Source organism: Pedobacter cryoconitis (genome assembly GCF_014200595.1).
Taxonomy (GTDB): Bacteria; Bacteroidota; Bacteroidia; order Sphingobacteriales; family Sphingobacteriaceae; genus Pedobacter; species Pedobacter cryoconitis_C.
Window position 1 is genome coordinate 1,749,217 of record NZ_JACHCG010000001.1, and the last position, 19,512, is coordinate 1,768,728.

17 protein-coding genes and 1 riboswitch are annotated in these 19,512 nt (G+C 39.5%); of the genes, 10 read left to right on the forward strand and 7 right to left on the reverse strand.

The window, feature by feature from the left end:
* Positions 1-48: 48 nt before the first annotated feature.
* Complete coding sequence (locus tag HDE70_RS07175; protein ID WP_183889049.1) at positions 49-939, forward strand: helix-turn-helix domain-containing protein; 891 nt, start codon at positions 49-51, stop codon at positions 937-939.
* A gap of 60 nt (positions 940-999) precedes the next feature.
* Complete coding sequence (locus HDE70_RS07180; protein WP_183889051.1) at positions 1,000-1,737, forward strand: SDR family oxidoreductase; 738 nt, start codon at positions 1,000-1,002, stop codon at positions 1,735-1,737.
* Positions 1,738-1,928: 191 nt separating this feature from the next.
* Here the strand turns inward: HDE70_RS07180 and HDE70_RS07185 are convergent, their stop codons facing one another.
* Positions 1,929-2,885 (reverse strand): MlaD family protein, encoded by a 957-nt coding sequence (locus HDE70_RS07185; RefSeq protein WP_183869855.1) that lies wholly within the window; start codon positions 2,883-2,885, stop codon positions 1,929-1,931.
* 15 nt (positions 2,886-2,900) lie between these two features.
* The gene (locus tag HDE70_RS07190; RefSeq protein WP_183869856.1) at positions 2,901-3,743 is read right to left on the reverse strand and encodes an N-acetylmuramoyl-L-alanine amidase; all 843 of its coding nucleotides are present in this window, start codon (positions 3,741-3,743) and stop codon (positions 2,901-2,903) included.
* 536 nt (positions 3,744-4,279) lie between these two features.
* On the opposite strand from HDE70_RS07190, the gene HDE70_RS07195 reads away from it, so the two are divergent.
* From HDE70_RS07195 to HDE70_RS07205, 3 genes are read left to right on the forward strand one after another with little or no spacing between them, the layout of a single operon-like run.
* Entirely contained in the window at positions 4,280-7,039 is a 2,760-nt protein-coding gene (locus HDE70_RS07195) for a putative LPS assembly protein LptD (RefSeq protein ID WP_260160083.1), read from the forward strand.
* 9 nt (positions 7,040-7,048) lie between these two features.
* Positions 7,049-8,296 (forward strand): competence/damage-inducible protein A, encoded by a 1,248-nt coding sequence (locus HDE70_RS07200; protein WP_183869857.1) that lies wholly within the window; start codon positions 7,049-7,051, stop codon positions 8,294-8,296.
* Between the two features lie 58 nt (positions 8,297-8,354).
* Complete coding sequence (locus tag HDE70_RS07205; RefSeq protein ID WP_183889053.1) at positions 8,355-9,725, forward strand: dihydrolipoamide acetyltransferase family protein; 1,371 nt, start codon at positions 8,355-8,357, stop codon at positions 9,723-9,725.
* A 78-nt stretch (positions 9,726-9,803) separates the two neighbouring features.
* Here HDE70_RS07205 and HDE70_RS07210 read toward each other — a convergent pair whose 3' ends face one another.
* Entirely contained in the window at positions 9,804-10,682 is an 879-nt protein-coding gene (locus tag HDE70_RS07210; protein WP_183869859.1) for an HD domain-containing protein, read from the reverse strand.
* Between the two features lie 86 nt (positions 10,683-10,768).
* On the opposite strand from HDE70_RS07210, the gene HDE70_RS07215 reads away from it, so the two are divergent.
* The gene (locus HDE70_RS07215; RefSeq protein ID WP_183869860.1) at positions 10,769-11,080 is read left to right on the forward strand and encodes a pyrimidine/purine nucleoside phosphorylase; all 312 of its coding nucleotides are present in this window, start codon (positions 10,769-10,771) and stop codon (positions 11,078-11,080) included.
* Positions 11,081-11,220: 140 nt separating this feature from the next.
* On the forward strand, positions 11,221-11,622 hold the full coding sequence (locus HDE70_RS07220) for a ribonuclease domain-containing protein (RefSeq protein ID WP_221270758.1): 402 nt from the start codon (positions 11,221-11,223) through the stop codon (positions 11,620-11,622).
* Between the two features lie 85 nt (positions 11,623-11,707).
* On the opposite strand, the gene HDE70_RS07225 is transcribed toward HDE70_RS07220, so the two are convergent.
* From HDE70_RS07225 to HDE70_RS07240, 4 genes are all read right to left on the reverse strand, one after another.
* Positions 11,708-12,949 (reverse strand): homoserine dehydrogenase, encoded by a 1,242-nt coding sequence (locus HDE70_RS07225; protein ID WP_183889055.1) that lies wholly within the window; start codon positions 12,947-12,949, stop codon positions 11,708-11,710.
* Positions 12,950-14,008: a homoserine O-acetyltransferase family protein gene (gene metX / locus HDE70_RS07230; RefSeq protein WP_183889057.1), complete on the reverse strand. Its 1,059-nt coding sequence runs from the start codon at positions 14,006-14,008 to the stop codon at positions 12,950-12,952.
* A 28-nt stretch (positions 14,009-14,036) separates the two neighbouring features.
* Positions 14,037-15,347, reverse strand: a complete 1,311-nt coding sequence (locus HDE70_RS07235; RefSeq protein ID WP_183889059.1) for an O-acetylhomoserine aminocarboxypropyltransferase/cysteine synthase family protein — start codon at positions 15,345-15,347, stop codon at positions 14,037-14,039.
* Positions 15,348-15,600: 253 nt separating this feature from the next.
* Positions 15,601-15,713, reverse strand: a riboswitch (SAM riboswitch).
* A 155-nt stretch (positions 15,714-15,868) separates the two neighbouring features.
* Positions 15,869-16,984: a trans-sulfuration enzyme family protein gene (locus HDE70_RS07240; RefSeq protein ID WP_183869864.1), complete on the reverse strand. Its 1,116-nt coding sequence runs from the start codon at positions 16,982-16,984 to the stop codon at positions 15,869-15,871.
* Positions 16,985-17,047: 63 nt separating this feature from the next.
* On the opposite strand from HDE70_RS07240, the gene HDE70_RS07245 reads away from it, so the two are divergent.
* From HDE70_RS07245 to HDE70_RS07255, 3 genes are all read left to right on the forward strand, one after another.
* Complete coding sequence (locus HDE70_RS07245) at positions 17,048-17,539, forward strand: lipocalin family protein (RefSeq protein ID WP_183869865.1); 492 nt, start codon at positions 17,048-17,050, stop codon at positions 17,537-17,539.
* A gap of 163 nt (positions 17,540-17,702) precedes the next feature.
* Complete coding sequence (mqnE, locus tag HDE70_RS07250) at positions 17,703-18,896, forward strand: aminofutalosine synthase MqnE (RefSeq protein WP_183869866.1); 1,194 nt, start codon at positions 17,703-17,705, stop codon at positions 18,894-18,896.
* Positions 18,896-19,510: a histidine phosphatase family protein gene (locus tag HDE70_RS07255; protein ID WP_183889061.1), complete on the forward strand. Its 615-nt coding sequence runs from the start codon at positions 18,896-18,898 to the stop codon at positions 19,508-19,510. The genes mqnE and HDE70_RS07255 overlap by 1 nt, the downstream gene beginning before the upstream one ends.
* The last annotated feature ends 2 nt before the right edge of the window (positions 19,511-19,512 follow it).

Here is a 19,512-nt window from a genome sequence, read left to right on the forward strand (position 1 = left end):
AGTCGTAGCCTGCGTATTCATAAAATTCATTAGTTTTAGTCAACGTATATGCTTAACTATAATCAACAGTTACCGGTTTATTCTTTGAAGCCAGACGAGGTAGGGAATAACAGACATTTCAGGATGTATAATTTTAATGGGACTTTACCTGATCATGAGGATTTTTTGATACCGCATCGAAAGGATCATTATCTGCTGGTGTTTATGAAACGTGGCGGAAGCAGTTTATGGATTGATATGACACCTTATTCGCTGAAGGATAATACTTTTTATTTTACGGGACCTAATCAAATTATTGTAAAGGATGGTTTCCAGGAGTTGTGGAGTACGGGTATTGCCTTTACGTCTGAGTTTTTGTCTCTTCAGGGAAATACTGCTTTAAGTTTGTTACCGTTGATTCAAAATCCTCAGAATGGACACGAGCTTTTGCTTACGGAGGCTGATGTTCTTTTTGTGGAGGATATGATTGCTAAACTGAATGTGGAGTATCAAAGCCCTGGTGAGTGGCAGCAAAGTATGTTAGGTGCTTATATGACGGTGTTGATTACTTATTTGAGCCGCTTGTATGTGGAGCAGTTTAAGGATAATGGCGTTGCTGAAGATAGGTTATTATTGAAGAGTTTTCAGTTGAAGCTCAATGAGCGCTTCCGGGAGTTGAGGGAGGTAAGTGAATATGCTTCTTTGTTGAATATTTCTGCGGGACATTTGAGCGAGGTTGTCAAGAGTCAAAGTGGCAAGCCTGCGATTAAACATATTCATGAACGACAGGTACTGGAAGCGAGACGCTTGCTTTTTCATACGAATAATTCGTTGAAGGAGATTGCTTTTGATCTTGGTTTTTCGGATGCTTCTTATTTTAATCGCTTTTTTAAAAGGGAATGTAATATTACACCGGTTGAGTATCGTACGGCTACCCGCAAAATGTACCATGATTACTGATGGATGTGCTACATCGGGAGGCTATAGGCGTTGTAGATTTGTTATATAATATAATTGATTATGAAAAAAGTATTGATAACAGGAGCAAACAAAAGCATTGGCTTTGAAACGGCAAGACAATTATTACAGCAGGGGTATTATGTATATCTGGGCAGCAGAGATATTGAAAAGGGTGAACAGGCGGTTAGCCAGCTGCGCTCTGAGGGCTTAAGTGAGGTGGAGGCCATAGAGATTGATGTGAATGATATTGCTTCGATACAGGCCGCGCGTGAAGCGTTGGGAAAGAAGGTTAGTGTGCTGGACGTATTGATTAATAATGCAGGTGTGGGTGGTGCGATGCCACAGACACCACTGGAAACTGATGTTGCGGTGTTTAGGGAGGTATTTGAAACTAATTTTTTTGGGGTGATAGGGGTTACGCAGGCGTTTGTTGATTTGATGATGGAGTCTGAGGAACCAAGAATTGTTAATGTTACCTCGGGTTTAGGTTCACTTGCGCTGCATAATGATCCTGAATGGAAGTATTATAGTGTTAAGCCGGCCAGTTATGTAGCGTCTAAGGCTGCGCTTAATGCTTATACGATTGTGCTGGCTTATGATCAGCGTTTTACGTCATTTAAGATCAATGCGGTTGACCCTGGGTATACTGCTACGGATTTTAATCATCATAGTGGCCCCGGAACGGTAGAGGATGCTGCTGCGAGAGTAGTGAAAGCTGCAATGATTGGGAAGGATGGCCCAACGGGCCAGTTCTTTAGTGATGACAATGCGCCGGAAACAGGTGTTAGCCCGTGGTAAAGTTTAGGGTTAGCTATTCGCCATGTTTAATGGTTTTTTTCTAAGGCATCTTAAGATTTTTTTTAAGCTCCCAACAATTAACCTAACCAGAAAATACGAGGGGAAATTAAATAAAAAAGGGAAAGGCGCTTTGCTGACATTGTTCATTCTTCATGAACGCCGACAGCAAAGCGCCTTTCCCTTTTTATTTACTACTTATCTTTTTTCGATCCTCCTCCGCCGAACACTGAGAAGTGTACGTAACGTTTTGGATTAGCTTTTAAATCGATAATCAGGTTATCTAAGTTTTTAGAGGCGTTGTTCAGGTTATCATACATCTGAGTGTCGTTAACGAGCAGGCCTAAACTTCCTTTACCGTCATTAACTTTAGTTACGATGCCCTGAAGGTCAGCTACAGCTTTATTTGCATTGTCAATAGTTTGCTTGAAGTTTGCTGCTGCAACCTGATCAGTGATTTTATTGATGTTGTTCAGGATAGCGTTGATTTTCTCGTTGTTGTTTTTAAGGTTTCCTGAAATTGATTCGGCATTTGCTAAAATAGCAGCGATTCTTTTGCTTTCAGTTCCTACTAATCCATCTACTTTCTTAGAGGTTCCTTCTAAGGATGCAAGGGTACCAGCAATGCTATTGAAACTCTTGTTGACGTTTTTCTGGAAATCAGGATTCAGGATAGAGTTCACGCTGGTCAGGATAGAATCCATTTTACCGATAATAAGTTCTGCTTTCTTTTGTACGGGCTGAACGGTCTCCATCAGGTTTTTCTCTACGTTAGAGTTTAGGGTGTCACCGTCCTGAGCGAAGTCTTTACCAGTACCTAAAGCCATTACGATTGCCTTGCTTCCCAATAGATCGGTGCTTTCTAATCTGGCTATGGTTGATTTTGGAATGTCGTATTTTCCTTTTATTTTCAGGGTAGCCAAAATAGACCCGTCAGGTTGTAAGATAAGTTTATCTACCCGACCAATCTGAAAGCCATTAATTAATACGGGTTTTGATATAGCCAAACCGTCAACACGAGAGTATCTGGCATATAGTAGTGTTTCGCTCGAAAATAACGAGTTACCCTTAAGGAAGTTATATCCGATAATTAATGAGGCGATAGAAAAGGCTGCTAATATGCCTACTTTGGTTTCGTTAGTTATTTTCACTTATAGTCTTTTTACTTAATTTACTTCTGTTTCTTGTTTGTAGGTCTTCACAGCTTTGAAGATTGCATTCACAATCTCCGATTGTCCGTTCGCTGAGTTTATATAATCTTCTTCGGATGGATTGGATATAAACCCAATCTCAGTTAGTACGGCTGGCATACCACATCTTTGTAAGATTAAAATTCCCTGCTCTTTAACACCTCTGTTAAATCTCTTGTTGTCGCGGGTGTAATTGTTCTGCATTAGACGCGCTAATTTCAGACTTTTGTCCCTGTATATATTTTTAAACAAAGATAGTATAATAAATGTTTCAGGATCCTTTGGATCGTAACCATCATAATTTTTTTTATAATCCTTTTCTAAGCTAATATCGGCATTTTCCCTGAGTGCTCCGTCTTGCTCGTTTAAGCGGTGACTACCGGCCACAAATGTTTCGGCACCACTGGTGGTTTTGTTTTTTACGTAACCGTATTTAGGTATTCTTTTTCCTTTTCTGGTGGTATAACCGGTTACAACTCTCCGGTCTGGCATGGAATTACAGTGAATAGAGATAAATAAATCAGCTTTTGCTGCGGTCGCAATTTCTGGTCTGCGGTATAAGGAAACGTCAACGTCTGTTTTTCTGGTGTAAACGATCTTTACACCTGGCATATCTTCTTCAAACTTCCGGCCCAATTTTAAGGCGACTTGCAGTGTTACGTTTTTTTCTAATGAATAGCTTCCGGCTGCACCTGGTTTATCACCACCGTGACCAGCATCGATAACTATAGTCTTTACTTTATAGCCCTGAGACAGGGCAGCTGTTGAACTGATCAATAAAAAAATGGCGCATAAGAATATATTCCTTTTTAATCTCATTTAATCTTTTTGTTTAATGGCTCCGGATCTGTTTAAATTATAAACTTAAACAGGTATAATTATCCCTTAATTGTAGCTTATTTGCGCACAAAGATAGTATAATATAATTTTTAGTACAGAATTGGTGCCCATTGTTTCAAATTGTTTTACAGCATGGCGGATGATCCACTGTATGACCGGTATATATGTTCGGATTTGCAGGGCCGGTTTTAATTATTTATGCACCATAATTTATTGGTAATCCGACGTTTAGAGGGGTGTTAGGAAATATTTTTAATCAAAATGGCATTTGCCCCCGGCAATGCTATATTTTTCGCTAATTTTGGACGTTTTGGGTTAAAAGGCTGTTTTAAACATAGATATTAATTTGTTTAAGCACAATTTTTGGCTGCAAGAGCGTTAATTGTTTTGGGAAGGTAATGGCTTTCTTTGCAACAGTTGAGCTGTTTCATTCAAAAATGGATATTAAACAATTTTAATCTATAAATTTAGACAGACTTTAACTACAGTTGCACTTATTACATTCACACAAGAATTTGAAATTTTTACGAACTATCCTCTTACTGAATTCTATCTTTTTACTGGTATCAGCCGGTCATTCTGCTTTTGCCTTTGAAAGTTTTTCTACACGACAAATATTGCAACAGCAGGACACCACCAAAAAAGCGATTAATAAAGTTATACCTACTACAAATACTACTGCTAAAAGTCCACTGAAATTGCCACAGGACACAGCGAAAAAAGACACTTCCAAGGTTAAGGTTGGTGGTGCTGCCGGTGCCAAGGGTGGCGTGGTAAAACAGGGGGATTCTAAAATAGAGTATTCAGCAGTCGATTCTACAAAATATAGTAAGGATAATAGTATTATCTACTTGTACGGAAAGGCAAGGGTTATTTATCAATCCTTCGAGCTTGATGCGGATTATATTACTTATAATTCTAAAACGAATACTGTTTTTGCCAGTGGAAGAAAAGATTCAAAAGGTAAGTATTTGGGTAAGCCTATTTTTAAGATGGAAAAACAGGGTTCCTCTATAGCAGATTCACTTTTCTACAATACGAAATCTGGAAAGGGTACTGTGTTTAATACTTTCACTGAACAGGAGGGGGGATTCTTTTCTGGTGGTCAGAGTAAGAGGCAACCGGACAATGAGATTCACCTGAAAGGGATGACTTATAGTACCTGTAATTTACCGCATCCCCACTTTGGAATCTTTATTACGAAGGGTATCGTAACGGATAAACAAATTATTACAGGGCCTGTATATCTTAAAATTGAAGATATACCGCTGCCTTTAGGTTTGCCGTTTGCTTTTTTTCCAAAACCTAATAAAAGGAATTCAGGTATTATTATGCCCAATGTTGGGGACGATTATACCAGGGGGTTCTTTTTCAGGGATGGTGGATATTATCTGAATCTGAATGATTACTGGGATGCTAAGATTCTGGGTACATTATATACCAGGGGTTCTTATGGAATGTCGGTAACTTCAAATTATGTGAAGCGCTATAAGTATAATGGAAGTATCAAAGTAGATTATAATAGTAATCGTTATGGTCTGGAAGGTACGCCGGCTTATTCGCCACGTAAGGATTATAGTATTCAGTGGGTACATTCACAGAACGCGAACGCGCATCCTGGAACAAACTTTGGGGCGAGTGTGAATATCAAGACCAGTGGTTACAACTTAAATACTGCTGGTGGAACGAGTTATGATTTCAGACAGATTACTGAAAATGCATTATCTTCCAGTATAAGTTACGGCAGGACATTTGCAGATGGAAAGGTTACCTTTTCAGCAGCGGCAAGACATAATCAGAATACACAATCTAAAACGGTAGACGTTACTTTACCGGATATTGCATTAGGCGTACAGACTTTTCCGCTTTTTAAACAAAAGGGTGTAGGGGAACAGAAGTGGTATAATAAGATTACTGTAGGTTACTCTATGGTAGCTTCCAATTCTATTTCTACTTCTGATAGTTTACTTTTTACCAAAAAGGCTTTGGATAGGTTAAAAAATGGGTTCAGTCACACGGTTCCGGTAAGTATCAACTTTACAGCTTTAAAGTATTTCAACTTTTCAGCGGGTGGAACTTATTTAGAGAAATGGCAGTTCCAGTCTATCCGCCAAACTGCAATCCGCGGGACTTTATTAAATGGGGTTGTACAGCCGGATCAGATCGTCAGAGATACAATTCAGGGTTTTAACCGCTCTGGTGAATATAGTATTAATATGGGCTTGTCTACCAAGATCTATAATACATTGCAGTTTAAGAAAATGGGTAATTTAAAGGCTTTGCGTTTAGTGATGACACCGAATGCGAACTTTAGTTACCGCCCTGATTTTTCTGATCCTTCGAAAGGAAATTACAAGACTTTACTTTATCAGGATGGTACGCCTGTTTATGATCCTTTTTATGGAAGAAATAAGCGCTATTCTATTCATGAGGGTACGCTGTATGGCGGACCGGGAGAAGGAAGAAATGCGAGTATCAGTTTTGGTTTGGATAACACTTTAGAGGCGAAAGTATTGTCGAAAAAGGATACGACGGGTACGGGTATGAGAAAAGTACCGATTATTCAGGGTTTGGGATTTAATGGGTCTTATAACTTTCTTGCACCAGCATTTAAGCTTTCTGAGTTGAGTTTTAGTGGACGTTCACAGTTTACGGATAAATTCGGAATTACTTACGATGGGTCATTTAACCCTTATGCGGTAGCGGATTCAACGATTAATGGGGTTTATCAAACTAAAAAACTGGTGGACAGGTATACGCTTCCAAGGTTAACAAGATTTAGTGTTTCGTTTGGTTATAGCTTAAATGCAGAAGCTTTCCGCAAGCGCAATGAGAGTCTGGACAAGACAACAAAAAAAGCGCAGCAGACTGGAATGACGCCGGAGCAGGCTGCACAGTTAGCTGAAGTAAGCAAGGATCCTAATGCATTTGTGGATTTTAAAATTCCATGGAACTTTACTTTCTCTTACCGTTTTGACTACTCCAGACAGGCAACTGGTTTGTTACCGACAGCAACAAATACGCTAAACTTTAATGGGGATTTTAACGTTACCCCTAAGTGGAAAGTACAGTTTACTTCTGGTTATGATTTTAAAAGTGCGGGTTTGTCACCTACTTCATTTGCGATATACAGAGATTTACATTGCTGGGATATGAGTATCAACTGGATTCCTATTGGCCCTTATAGAAGTTATAATTTGACAATTAAGGTAAAAGCTTCAATTTTACAGGATTTGAAGTTGAGCAAGCAACAAGCTTATTATACACGTTTTTAACGAATTTTTATGTTAGCTGAGATTATTACGATTGGCGATGAAATATTAATCGGCCAGATTGTGGATACAAATTCTGCATGGATGGCCAAACAACTGAATGCTGCGGGCATTAAAGTGAAACAAATAACCTCGGTGTCTGATGATGCTGAGCATATTATAGAGGCGCTGGGACAGGCAGAGCAAAGAGCGAAGATCATTTTAATTACTGGTGGATTAGGCCCGACCAAGGACGATATTACCAAATATACACTGGCGAAATACTTTAATATGGGTATGCGCCGTGATGCTGGTGTACTGGCCCAGGTGGAAGAGATTTTCAGACGTTTTAACCGGCCGATGATTGAATCAAATATCAAACAGGCTGATGTGCCTGATGGTTGTACGGTAATCCCAAATAAAAATGGAACGGCTCCTTGTATGTGGTTTGAGCGTGAGGGGACAATCTTTGTTTCTATGCCAGGTGTGCCTTTCGAAATGATGTATTTAATGGATGAAGAAATCCTGCCAAGATTGAAGCAGGCTTTTGAATTGCCTTTTATTTATCACAAAACAATCCTTACTGCAAATTTAGGGGAGTCTTTTCTGGCACAGCAGATTGAGGAAATTGAAGATAGTTTACCTCCTTCTATTAAGCTTGCTTATTTACCGAAACTCGGACAGGTAAGACTAAGGTTAAGTACATCTGGTACTGATGAGGCTCAGTTGAAGCAGGAGGTAGAGGTTTATGCGCAGCGGATTATTGCAAAGATCAAGCCTTATATTGTTGCTGAAGATGATATTGCCATTGAGAAGGCTATTCTTGATCTTATGGACAAAAGAGGATTGACGCTTTCTACTGCGGAGAGTTGTACGGGTGGATATATTGCGCAGTTAATTACGCAGCATCCGGGCTGTTCTTCTGTTTATGCGGGCGGCGCAGTTGTTTATTCTTATGAATTAAAGCAATCTGTTTTAGGTGTAAAAGCGGATACACTGGCAAAATATGGTGCGGTTAGTGAACAAACTGTAAAAGAAATGGCTGCTGGTGCAATTACTCATTTTAATACGGACTATAGTGTAGCGGTAAGCGGTATCGCCGGACCTGATGGCGGAACCGTTGATAAACCAGTCGGAACTGTCTGGATAGCAGTGGCAAACAAGAATGGGGTAGTAGCTAAGTTATTTACTTTTGGAAGTAAAAGGGCACAGAATATTGAGCGTTCAGCTATAGCTGCATTAACAATGATTTTGAATCTGCTGAAAGAAGATAACAATTAACTGCAAAAAAGCCTTACTTTTGCATCCGATAGGAAATACCAAATTTACTGTAAACTAAATGGCACAATACGAATTATTATTACCTAAAATGGGAGAAAGTGTTGCAGAAGCAACCGTCATCAAATGGTTAAAACAACCTGGTGATATGATCAGTTTGGATGATACCCTGTTAGAAATCGCAACGGATAAAGTGGACTCAGAAGTTCCGTCACCAGTGGCTGGAAAACTGATCCAACAATTATATAAGGAAGATGATGTTGTTCAGGTTGGCGCTGTAATTGCAATAATCGAGACGGATGCTGCTGAAAGTAAAGCTGCTGAAAAGCAGGAGCAGCCAGTGGTAGCTGAACAGGCTCCTGCGGCTGAGCCGGTAGTCAACATTCCGGGAACTGAACAGTTGAATGATACACCGGTAAATTCTGCGCAGCATAGCAGTGAACCGGATCGCTTTTATTCTCCTTTAGTAAAAAGCATAGCTGCTCAGGAGCAGATTAGCGTAGCTGAGCTTGATGATATTGCTGGTAGTGGTGCTGATGGCCGCTTAACTAAGGATGATCTGTTAAATTATATTCAGAATGGGCGTAAGAGTACGGGAGCCGTATTGGCTAACCGTGCAACAAGCCAGCCCGCTGCTGTTAAGGAAGTACCAGTTAATAATGTCGCTTCACCAGCACCTGTTGCAAAATCTAATAGCGCACAGCCGGTAGTGAGTGTTAGCGGGGCTGATGAAATCATTGAAATGGATCGCATGGGTAAAATCATTGCGGATCATATGGTGATGAGTAAGCAGACTTCTGCTCACGTAACTTCATTTGTAGAGGCCGATGTGACGAACATGGTGCTTTGGAGAGATAAGGTGAAGAAAAACTTCGAGAAGAGAGAAAACGAAAAGATTACTTTTACGCCAATCTTTATTGAAGCGGTAACTAAAGCAATTAAAGATTTCCCAATGATCAATGTTTCTGTAAATGGAACTAAGATCATTAAGAAAAAAGATATTAATATTGGTATGGCTGCTGCTTTACCTAGTGGTAACTTAATCGTTCCTGTAATTAAAAATGCAGATCAGCTGAACCTTGTTGGATTGACTAAATCTGTAAATGATCTGGCAAACCGTGCAAGGGGTTCTAAATTGAAACCTGATGAAACGCAGGGGGGTACTTTTACGCTGACTAACGTAGGTTCATTCGGAAACGTAATGGGAACACCTATTATCAATCAGCCTCAGGTAGCTATTCTTGCAGTAGGGGCTATTAAAAAGAAACCAGCAGTTTTAGAGACTGAATACGGAGATGTTATTGCAATCCGCCATATGATGTTCCTCTCGTTGTCTTATGACCATAGAGTGGTTAATGGTGCGCTTGGTGGTACTTTTGTTCGCCGCGTTGCAGATTACCTGGAAAACTGGGATATCAACAGAGAAATTTAATTCCTGAACCTGGAAAATAATTAAAAAGGGGTATCCGGTTTTAACCGGATACCCCTTTGTCGTAATTTACATCTGGTCTCAGACCTCACTCAGCCTGAAGTATTTTCCACCGCTATAAAGTTCCGGATCTACTACCCGATCTTTTAAATTGAAACTGGGCGTATATTCTTCAAAATCCTGTAGTTTTTTAATTTCTTCAATGCGCTGTTTTCCGGCAACAGTATTTTCAATTAGTTTCAGGAGCTGGGTATCATCTTTTTCAAAGTCAGCAGGTGTGATTGCCTTTTCAGCGAGCAGCTGTTTGATTATTTCCGTCAATTTCTCGTTGGCATAAAGGTGTTCTTTTTTTGCGAAATAGTCCTTGTTCAAAATTTCAAATTTGCTTTTAAACCATTGTGCTTCTGCTATCGAGGTCACCATGATTCTTCCTTCATGAATGGAGATTGCTGAAATAAAGTCTTTAACTTTTTCTTTGTTAATAAACCCGGCATAAAACAGGTCTCTCAAAGCATAATCAACCCGGTCTGCACAAAGATTAGGTAGGGGCTGCTCCAGAATATTAAAGTCTTGATCTGTCAGTTCTGAAAGTGTGTATCCATATTTGCTCAGAATTTCCGGGATCTCAGAGTCATTTAAAATTCTCTGATAGATTTCTTCGTGGTAATCTTCTCCGGCATGTTCAAATACATAGTCAATAACGTGAGAAAATGCTGTGTGTGAAATATCATGAAGTAATCCTGCTGCTTGTTCCATTTCAGTTCCACCCAGTAGCTTAATCAGTAACATGACCCCGATAGAATGTTCATGCCTGGTCAACGTTAGTTTTGGGTTAACCAAAAATATTCCACCACCCTGATGTATTCCCTTAAGCCTTTCAAAAGGCCTGGAGTTAATTAATTCATTGATAAGGGGAGAAATACTGAATTTGCCGTATAAATTGTCTTCTATTATATCCATAAGCATCTGCTGTTATCTTCTAAAATATCTGCCTGCAATTTACGTAAATGGAAGTATATTTGAATAACCTAAACCCCAATAGAACTATGAGTGATCCGATTAATACTACTGTTGTCAATGAAACAGTAGCCCACAATGTTTATTTTGAAGGTAAAGTTCAAAGCCTTGGACTGGAAACTGAGAAAGGTAAAGCTACACTTGGAGTGATGAAGAAAGGAACCTATGTTTTTTCAACTTCTTCACCAGAAAAGATGATCGTGATCTCTGGTAGTATGAAAGTAAAGTTAACTGATGAGTATCAGGTTTATAACGCGCAGGAAGAATTTGATGTTGTTTCAGGTACCTCTTTTGAGGTGATTTGCGATCAGGATGTAGCTTATTTGTGCTATTACGGATAATCTTCGGTGTAATTGCTGCGGGCTATGTTTGCTTACTATGAACAATGCATTAAGTTTTGCTGAACGCATAAAAAATTAACTTAAATCACTGATCTTTAGTTTATCTATTCATTAATAAATAACCTATAAAAAAAAGATCTATGAAAAACTTTAAAATTTTATTCGCATTGCTAACCTTTGGTATGCTGTTTTCATCTTTTACGAAAGACAGTAATTCTTCATTAGCTTTAGTAAACACGCTACAGGCAACAACAGTTAGCATTGCTGGTCATACTACAAAGCAAGCAGCGGTAACAGTTCCGCAAAAAGCTTATACGGTTGCTGATTATGTAGCTAAAAATGGAAAAGCACCTCAGGGATATGTAGGAGGGACAGTGTTCCAGAACCGTGAAGGCTTATTACCACAAGGAGTAGCTTACAAGGAATATGATGTCAATCCAAAAGTAAACGGACAAAACAGGGGAACAGAAAGAATTATCCTGGGCAATGACGGAAGCCGCTACTATACCAATGATCACTACGCATCATTTACCTCATTTTAATAGGTAACATTAACGAAAAAGCCTTTCAGTCAATCCTGAAAGGCTTTTTCGTTTGTTAACTCCAGAGAGTTTTTTGTGTATGGATTTAGTGGACAAGTGCCTCTTCTCCGGCAATCACTTCTATCTGCTTATCTGTGTAAGTGAATCTTCCGGTATGGGCTATAAAAACATCCTTTTGTACCAGTAAATCTTTATTTGCTAACAGTGATTTCAGGCTTACACTACCAATCACATACTTAAAGTCATTCCTTGAAAAACGTTCTACAATGTTTTCAATCTTCAGTTTTTCAACGGTATATTCATGTGTATATCTCAGGTAAACTTCGATATTTACATTGTCTGTATGAATCAGCCCGTTTTGCTGATGAAACTTTTTGTACTCATATCTGTAGCCATATCTTAAGGCTGCAATATCAGATAAAACTGCCGCGCCAGTTGGATGTCCACCAGCACCTTTTCCGAAAAAGAACTGTTTGTCTGCAAAAGCAGCCTGTACAGTAACTCCATTGTATTCATTTTCTACGTTATATAAAAAATCATCAGATTTCACAAACTTAGGCAATACATAAGTTACCACTTGCTTGGTACTGATTTTACGCGCCGTAGGTACCAGTTTAATCTTGTAATTCTTTTCTCTTGCATATTGAATATCCTGCTCTGATAAGTTCTGGATACCAACATTCAGGATTTTATCCGGATCAATAAATAAGCCGTAAGCATGAGCAGTCGCAATGGCCAGTTTAAACTTAGGGTCATAACCACCAACATCCATAATCGGATCAGTTTCTGCAAAACCAAGTTCCTGTGCTTGTTTCAAAGCAACATCATATGGCATATTCTCGTTGAATATTTTAGATAAAATATAGTTCGATGAACCATTGAAGATCCCGCTTATTCCATGCAGCAGTTCATTGTCATAATACTCTTCCAGGTTTCTGATAATTGGAATACTGCCACATACTGCGCCTTCATAAAGTAAGGAAGCCCCGTATTTAGCTTGTAATTCTACTAATTCTTCTAAATGATTGGCAATCATTTTTTTATTGGCAGAGACTACATGTTTTCCACTGGTCAATGCTTTTTTTGCAATAGCAAACGCTGCGTCTGCATCATCTATTAATTCTACAATCGTGTTAATCTCCGGATTATTTAAAATCTCATCATGATCGGTAGTAAATAGCCCGGCATCCAGACTACGTTTCTTATCCGGATTTTTGATGGCTATTTTAATAATTTCCAGATTTAAATCCTGGCCACGGATGATGTCATGTAGGCCCTGTCCCACAACTCCAAAACCGAATATTCCAATTTTAAGTTTCTTACTCATTTATGCTGTTTTATGCAGTTTAACAATTTTTTTATTGACACTTTCTTTGAGGAAATTGCCGATGATATTAGTTAGTATGTCTGTTTCAATTAAAAATCCATCATGGCCATAGGCCGAATTAATGCTGTGAAATTCTGCACCCTGAATGTGTTTAGCCAGATATTCCTGTTCTACTAAAGGAAAAAGGAAGTCATTTTCAATTCCAATCACCAGTGTATTAGACTTGATGGCTTTTAAAGCCTCAATAACACTTGTCCTTCCTCTGCCTACATTGTGGCTATCCATCGCTTTACTTAGGTACCAATAGCTATAGGCATTATATCTTTTGCAAAGTTTTTCTCCCTGGTAATTCTGATAAGAGGAAGCCCGGAAGCCATCAGTTTTTTCATTGACACTTTCCAGTTGTGTCGCATTATAGGCTTCATAAGTCCGGTAAGAAAGCAGGGCGATGCTTCTCGCTGCCTTTAAGCCTTTTATCCCGCCATCAGGTTGTTGTGCATAAAAACTACGGTCCGTACTGATCGCCAGACGCTGACTCTCATTGAAAGCGATTCCCCATGGGGAGTGGTAAGCATTGGTCGCTACAAGAATCAGGTTCTCTATTTTGTTGCTTTCCATAATTGCCCATTCGCTTGCCTGCTGGCCACCTAAAGATCCACCAATTAATACGCGGATCTTTTGAATGCCTAAATGTTCAGCCAGCAGCTGATGTCCGTGAACCAAGTCCCTGATGGTAAACTCAGGAAATGATAAGTAATAAGGGGTTCCCGTCACCGGGTTAATGCTCAGTGGGTTTGTGCTTCCATAATGTGAACCAATAACGGTAGCACAAATGATAAAATGCTCTTCTGGATTAAATAGGTTTTTCTCTCCAAAAAGCCCCTTCCACCAGTCCAGTACATCTGCATTGGCGGTTAATGCGTGACATGCCCAGATCACATTATCTTTGCTGGCATTTAGCTTTCCAAAAGTCTGATAGCTAATTTGTACCCCGCGCAATTTTTTGCCGTTCTCCAGCTTAAATTGTTTTGGGTAATTATATAGGTGTGTTGATGACATTTTATTTCTATCTTTTTTAAGCTTAAAGCTATTTTCCTGATGATAATTTTTCAAAAGCTTTTTCGAAATCAGCTTTGATATCATCGATATGTTCAATTCCTACAGATACTCTTAGTAATTGAGGTGTAATCCCGGCAGCTGCTTGTTCGGCATCGCTTAATTGCTGATGCGTAGTTGCTGAAGGTTGTATGATCAGTGTTTTTGCATCACCTACGTTAGCCAGATGACTAACCAGTTGCAGCTCATTCACAAATTGCACGGCTTGTTCTTTGCCGCCATGCAGTTCAAAGGAGAGTACAGCACCAAATCCGTTCTTCAGATATTTCTTTGCATTCTGATGATATGGGCTGCTTTCTAGGCCGGGATAAAATACTTTACTCACGGCTTCATGGTTTTCCAGCCAGGTTGCCAGCGCTAATGCATTGTCAACGTGTCTTTGAACGCGTAATGATAAAGTTTCCAGTCCCTGGATTAAAAGAAACGAGTTGAATGGTGAAATAGCAGGGCCGAAATCTCTTAAACCCTCTACTCTTGCACGGATAATAAACTGAATATTTCCAAAGTCACTTCCAATTCCAAATACATCATTAAAGACCAGACCGTGGTAACCTTCAGAAGGGGAGGTGAACTGTTTGAATTTGCCATTTCCCCAGTTATAGTTTCCGCCATCTATAATTACACCACCGATACTTGTTCCGTGTCCGCCAATCCATTTGGTAGCAGATTGTACTACAATGTGAGCACCATGTTCCAGGGGTTTGAATAAGTAACCGGCAGCACCGAATGTATTGTCTACGATTAAAGGCAGGTCATATTTTTGAGCAATCAGCGAAAGCTTTTCGAAATCAGGAATACTGAAGGATGGGTTGCCAATGCTTTCCAGGTAGATTGCTTTCGTGTTTTTATCGATTTTAGCTTCAAAATCTTGTGTGTCATCAGTTGCAGCAAATCTTACTTCTATGCCCAGGCGTTTAAAAGCAACTTTAAATTGATTATAACTACCTCCATAAAGATGTGGAGAAGAAACAAAGTTATCACCGGCTTCCAGGATATTGTTTAAGGCAATAAACTGAGCGGCCTGTCCTGAGGCAACTGCAAGTCCTGCAACACCCCCTTCAAGTGCAGCTACACGTTTCTCGAAAACGTCTGTAGTAGGATTCATTAAGCGGGTATAAATGTTACCGAATTCTTTTAATGCAAATAGGTTTGCACCATGTTCGGCACTTTTAAATCCATAAGAAGTAGTTTGATAAATAGGTACCGCTCTTGAACCTGTTGTTGGGTCAATTTCCTGACCTGCATGAAGTTGTAATGTTTCGAATCTATAATTTGCTGACATGATTTCGCTGATTTAGAATGTTAAAATGGATTTTTACAGATAGATACGGGATTTGAGTTGATTGCAAAATCCGTATAAGGGATTGCATACCTCTGAAAAGAGGCCTTCCGGTTGAACTAATACTAATTTTACGTGGAAGATTGTTTTTAGCCGATGCAACAACACATACATGCAATGGTTTGCAGATACTGGATCGTGTAAGAAACGGAGTCGCCTGATTGCGATGGTTGGTGGTTAGTTTTCATTTTGTCTTAATTTATCTTTCCAGAAAGCACTATGCAAACTGGTCAGGAATTGGCACCTTCTCCATTTGGGAGGGTTGCCAGTGGGTCACGGAGCCTGTCTCTCGCCACTTCTTTATAAATCAAACCCAGATTGCGGGTTGACTTGAATAGCTTTCGCTATATAGTTACAAATGTAGCGTATTTGTGTAAACTTCCAAAATAATATTCTGAAAAATAATTAATATCCTGTTTTTTAGTTATTTAAATTAGGTTTTTATGTTTGATGCATGGCTTTAGTTAAACTAAAGCCTGCTCCAGATCAGCAATCAGGTCGTCGATATGCTCCAGTCCAACGGATATCCGAATTAAATTCTGTGGTGTTTTAGTGTCGGGGCCTTCTACAGATGCTCTGTGTTCAATCAGGCTCTCCACGCCTCCAAGGCTTGTGGCCTGTGCAAATAATTTCACCTTATTGACTACTTTTTTTGCATTTGCAGCATCACCTTTAACTAATATAGATAACATCCCGCCAAAAGCACTCATTTGCTTTTTTGCGACTTCATGCTGCGGATGTGAAGGCAGCCCTGGATAATAAACGGCTTCAATTTTTGGGTGTGCAGCGAGGTGTTTTGCGAGCGCCATACCATTCTCTGCATGTCCGCGCATTCTATAAGGTAATGTTTTGATACTTCTTAAGAGTAAAAAACAATCAAAAGGAGAGGGTACTGCGCCTCCGATCTGCTGAATATTCCTGATTTTATCCCAGAATTCATTTTTAGTGGCTGTGATCAGCATACCACCCAATACATCACTGTGACCACCGATGTATTTAGTAGAGGAGTGCATCACGATATCTGCACCCGATAGAATAGGGTTTTGAAAACATGGAGAAGCAAATGTACTGTCGCAGGCAAAAATAAGCTTATGTTTTTTAGCTATGGTTGAAATCAGTTTCAGATCTGTGATTTTTAACAAAGGATTTGAAGGGGTTTCTACCCAGATCATGACGGTATTACTTTTGATATAACTTTCCAGTGTAGCTGTGGTAGTGAGGTCAATAAAATCTATGGTCAGTATACCGGCAAAGATAGATTGTAATTGTTTTTTAAATCCCCAGTACATATCATCGGGTGCGATAATATGGCTGCCGGGGGGTAAGGCCTGAAAAAGGGTCATTCCGGCTGTATTTCCGGAAGAGAAAGCACACGCATCTGCACCTTTTTCCAGATCAGCCATTACTTTTTCCAATGCGGAACGATTCGGATTACTGACACGGCTGTACATATGTCCACCAGGGTAGCCACCTTGTTCATCTCTGAAAAATGTGGTGGAAAGGCTAATAGGAGGGGTTACGTCCCCTGTGGTACTGCGAGTTAAATTTCCGGCGTGTATAGCAATTGTTTCAGTCTGCATAGAATTTAGGTTTTCGGGTTTTTTTGGCAGGATTTATGTAAGCTGTTTTCGAAAATACAAGATATGAAAAGAATATTAGTTATAGCAGCCATTTTATGTAGTTCATTGATGGTTTTACAGGGCTGTTCACCAAAAGGTGCAACTGCTGGTGCTAGTTTAAAAAGAGGAAATGTATCTGGAACATGGGTACTGAATGATGTTACTTTCGACGGTGTACCTGCAATGAATGTAAAATCTCTTTTTAATGAAGCTTCCTACAAATGTTTTATTGGTAGTACCTGGAAATTAACTAACAGCGGAAACGGTTCTTATTTACTTCCTGGAACTGCTGATTGTCCAACAAAAACACAAACTATTTTCTGGTCAGTAAGTACCGCAGACCAAACTTTCCAGTTTAAGAAATTATATGAAGGTGATAAAGCTAAAAATGTAACTGAAGGCTATAGATTAATCCTTTCTGAGGCAACGGGAGATCGTCTGGTCTTAAAATCGCCTGTAGATTATGGAAAAAATCCAGCTTATATTATCTTGAACTTTACCAAAGCGATGAAATAGATCTTTTATCAAACATTACACCTTTGAGCTGCCTTTTTTAAAAAAGAGGCAGCTTTTTTTATGCTGCTGTTTCTAGCTTTTACATAAAGCTGACAGCTTAAAAGTATTGTTACGCCTTGTTATGTCGATTTTATCTTACTTTTGACGTATAAATCAATCAAAGATGGATACGACTGCAAAGCTTACTTTTATACTGGACAATGCTGATTTATCTCAGGAACTGAGAGGGATAGCATTAAAAGTTCAGCAAAAAGAAAGGATCACTTTCGATGAAGGTGTTTATTTATATGAACATGCTGAATTAGGGTTTTTAGGCGTTTTAGCTAATTACATAAGGGAACAAAAGCATGGTGACAAGACTTACTTCAACCGGAATTTTCATATCGAACCTACTAATGTTTGTATATATACCTGCAATTTCTGCTCTTATTCGCGTTTAATCAAGAATAAAGAAGATGGTTGGGAAATGAGTGTAGACGGGATGATGGATATCCTGAAGAAATATGATAATGAGCCGGTAACTGAAGTACACGTTACAGGTGGGGTAGTGCCAAAGCAAAATCTGGAATTCTATGCTGATTTCTTTAGAAGTGTGAAAGCACATCGTCCGTCACTGCATATTAAAGCATTAACGCCGGTTGAGTGTTATTATATTTTCAAAAAAGCTAAACTCAGCCATTATGATGGCTTGAAATATTTCAAAGAGGCCGGCCTGGATTCAATGCCGGGTGGCGGAGCGGAAATCTTTCATCCGGAAGTCAGAGAAAAGATTGCAAATGATAAATGTACTGCTGAACAATGGCTTGATATTCATGAGCAGGCACATAAACTGGGTTTAAAAACGAATGCGACTATGTTATATGGTCATATTGAAGAATTTAAGCACCGGGTTGACCATATGGAGCGTTTGCGCCAGTTGCAGGATAAAACAGGCGGTTTCCAGGCATTTATTCCGCTTAAGTTCAGAAATCAGAATAACCAGATGGAACATGTTCCTGAGGTTTCTGTGGTAGAAGATTTAAGGAATTATGCGATTGCGCGTATCTACCTTGATAACTTTGATCATATCAAAGCTTATTGGGCAATGATCAGCCGTCAGACTGCCCAGTTATCTTTAAACTTTGGTGTAGATGATATCGATGGTACACTGGATGACACGACAAAGATTTATTCGATGGCAGGTGCTGAAGAGCAGACGCCAGGAATGAGTACACGTGAACTGGCTAACCTGATTAAACAGGTGAACCGTCAGCCGATAGAAAGGGATACCTTTTATAATGTAGTTACAGATTATACAGATTTTGTTTTTGAGGAAGATGTTAAGCCTCAGTACTATAAGCTCCCTGTTATTAATTAATGGATAAGGAAATATATATCATCCGTCATGGAGAGACGGAGCTGAATAAACAAGGAATTATACAGGGCAGAGGAATAGACAGCGATTTAAACGCTACCGGAAGAGCTCAGGCTGCTGCATTTTATGAGTTGTACAAAGACGTACCTTTTGATAAAGTTTACACTTCTGTACTTAAACGTACACAACAAACTGTTCAGCAGTTTATTGATGCGGGGCTTCCCTGGGAGAAACATACGGAACTGGATGAGCTGGCCTGGGGAGAGTTTGAAGGACAACATACCAGTGAACTGGTGATCGGAGCTTTCAAAGATATCACTGAAAAGTGGCAGGCAGGAGATTATGATGCGCATTTTACCGGAGGCGAAAGCCCGGCAGATGTAGCGATAAGATTAAAGGAGATTGTGGAAGTTATCAAATCCAGAACTGATGAAAAGTTAATCCTGATTTGTATGCACGGGCGTTCTTTGCGCCTGCTCATGTGTTTGTTAACAAACAAGCCACTTTCCGAAATGTATGACTTTCCGCATCAGAACACAGGTCTTTACAGACTTGATTTAACGGGGGATACCTTTACGGTTCTTACCCAAAACAATACCGACCATTTAAACGTATAAAA